This window comes from Xanthobacter sp. BG11Y11_SDJG, from assembly GCF_057364445.1.
This window is the reverse complement of record NZ_JBNFNU010000556.1, coordinates 1-2,096: the sequence shown is the minus strand read 5'-3', so window position 1 is coordinate 2,096 and position 2,096 is coordinate 1. Positions and strand designations below refer to the sequence as shown.

At 72.8% G+C, this 2,096-nt stretch carries 3 protein-coding genes and 1 pseudogene; all 4 read left to right on the top strand.

Going from position 1 to position 2,096, the window contains the following annotated elements:
- Positions 1-92 precede the first annotated feature (92 nt).
- Positions 93-680 (top strand): annotated as a pseudogene (nadC, locus tag AC2W7M_RS24335) (carboxylating nicotinate-nucleotide diphosphorylase); the annotation flags it as partial.
- A gap of 115 nt (positions 681-795) precedes the next feature.
- Positions 796-1,440, top strand: coding sequence for a hypothetical protein (locus AC2W7M_RS24330; protein WP_486135594.1), 645 nt, complete (start codon positions 796-798; stop codon positions 1,438-1,440).
- The gene (locus tag AC2W7M_RS24325; protein WP_486135592.1) at positions 1,397-1,630 is read left to right on the top strand and encodes a universal stress protein; all 234 of its coding nucleotides are present in this window, start codon (positions 1,397-1,399) and stop codon (positions 1,628-1,630) included. The genes AC2W7M_RS24330 and AC2W7M_RS24325 overlap by 44 nt, the downstream gene beginning before the upstream one ends.
- A gap of 227 nt (positions 1,631-1,857) precedes the next feature.
- On the top strand, positions 1,858-2,096 hold a 239-nt coding region (locus tag AC2W7M_RS24320), incomplete at its 3' end, for an iron-sulfur cluster assembly protein (protein ID WP_486135590.1).

Below are 2,096 nucleotides of genomic sequence, written 5' to 3'. Positions count from 1 at the left end.
CGCGCGCCTCGCCTTCACGCTGATGGACGGCGCCGTGGCCTTCACCCCCCGCCGCCCCGCGACGGCGATGCGCTGGAGCCGGGCGCCTCGTCGCGACAGTGGAGGGGCCGGCGCGCGCCATCCTCACCGCCGAGCGCACGGCGCTGAACCTCTTGTGCCGCCTCTCGGGCATCGCCAGCGCCACCGCCGGCCTGGTGGAGGCGGTGAAGGGCCACAAGGCGGTGATCGCCTGCACCCGCAAGACCACGCCGGGCCTGCGCGCGCTGGAGAAATACGCGGTGCGCGCCGGCGGCGGCTCCAACCATCGCTTCGGCCTCGACGACGCGGTGCTGGTGAAGGACAACCACATCGCCATCGCCGGCGGCATCCGCCCCGCTTACGAGCGCCTGCGCGCCCAGGTGGGCCACATGGTCAAGATCGAGATCGAGGTGGACACCCTGGCCCAGCTCGCAGAGCTGCTCCCCCTTAAGGTAGACGCGGTTCTGCTCGACAACATGACGCCCGAGACGCTGGCGCAGGCGGTGAAGATGGTGGACGGGCGCATGCTCACCGAGGCCTCCGGCCGCGTCACCCGCGAGAGCGCGCCCGCCATCGCCGCCAGCGGCGTGGACCTGATCTCGGTGGGCTGGCTCACCCACAGCGCGCCGATCCTCGACCTTGGGCTCGACTTCGCGGCCTGAGGGCACGGCGGACCGGCTGCACTTGATCCAGTCGGTTGCCTTCGGTGGGTGCTTCCCTAAAGTCGCCCCGTCCAATGCGCCGAACCGGCGCGACACCGCCCCGGAGGGAGACGACATGCTCAAGCGCATCCTGGTTCTGCTCGGCGAATCGGCTCCCTCGGTGGCGGCGCGCGCCTTTGCCTTCCGCCTGGCGCGGACGAGCGGGGCGAGCCTGTCGGGCCTCGCCGGCATCGACCTCGCCGCGCTGCGCATGCCGACGCTGGGACGGGCCGGCGCCGCCGCGCTCAAGATCAAGCTCGAACAGGGCATGCGGGCGGATGCGGATGCCTCCCAGGTGCGCCTGCATGCAGCCTACGAGGCCGAATGCGCGCGGAACGGTCTGCCGCTCGACTGGCTCTCCTTCGAGGGCGACCCCATGGAGGCGCTGGTCGCGGCCTCCGAGACCCGCGACCTGCTGGTGACCGGCTGCGACACCGCCTTCCAGGGCTCGCAGTCCGTGCCGCTGCCCGATCTGCTGTCGTCGCTGCTCGCCAAGACGCCGCGGCCGGTGGTGGTCTGCGGCGACGAGGCGCCGGAAGGGGCGGGAACCCTGATCGCCTATGACGGCAGCCTGCCGGCCATGCGCGCGCTGCAGATGTTCGTGCTGCTCGGCACCGGGCGCGGCCAGCCGGCGCACGTGGTGAGCATCCGACCCGAGCCGCGAGGAGGCGGCGCGGATGGCGGTCGCCGCCGGCGCCTATCTGCGCGCCCACGGCTATGAGGCGGCGGAACTGCCGCTGGCGACCCGCGCCGACCCCTCCGAGGTGCTGCGCCTGGAGGCACAGGCGCGCCAGGCCGGCACCCTCGTGATGGGCTGCTACGGCCATCACGGGCTGAAGGAGATGCTGTTCGGCTCCAGCACCGTGAAGCTGGTGGAGAACCCGCCCTGCCCGCTGTTCATCTATCACTGACAGCCGCCGGCGCGGGAGGCCAAGCCGCAAGAGGCAGCGCCAGCTTGACCGCCGGCTCCGCCCGGCCCGGTGCCGGCCGGACGCTCGCGCGCGCCACATCTCCCGGCTGACGCGCCTCCGGCAGGGGCTTTGCATCGGGCCAAACCCGTGCGAAGCAGGGGCATCGATTCCGGGTGCCGCCCCGCCCGCCTCATTGCCAGCACGGCGGCAGCCCGAGGGAGACGACGATGCCCGACGTGACCGAAGACCTCGTGCGCAGCGCCCTCGCGAAGGTGCGCACGCCCGAAGGCGTGCCGCTTTCCGCCTCGCCGGCGCTCGCCGGCATCGTCGTCACCAGCGGCAAGGTCTATCTCTCGATCAATATCGACGAGGCCCAGGCGCGGGCATGGGAAAACGTGCGCGGCGAGGCCGAGGCGGCGGCGCGCGCCGTGCCCGGCGTCACCTCGGCCCCTGGTGGCGCTGACCG

Bases quoted from the DNA above. Each gene is read 5' to 3' on its own strand.
- AC2W7M_RS24330 (WP_486135594.1), top strand. From the start codon at position 796: ATGCTCAAGCGCATCCTGGTTCTGCTCGGCGAATCGGCTCCCTCGGTG.
- AC2W7M_RS24325 (WP_486135592.1), top strand. From the start codon at position 1,397: ATGGCGGTCGCCGCCGGCGCCTATCTGCGCGCCCACGGCTATGAGGCG.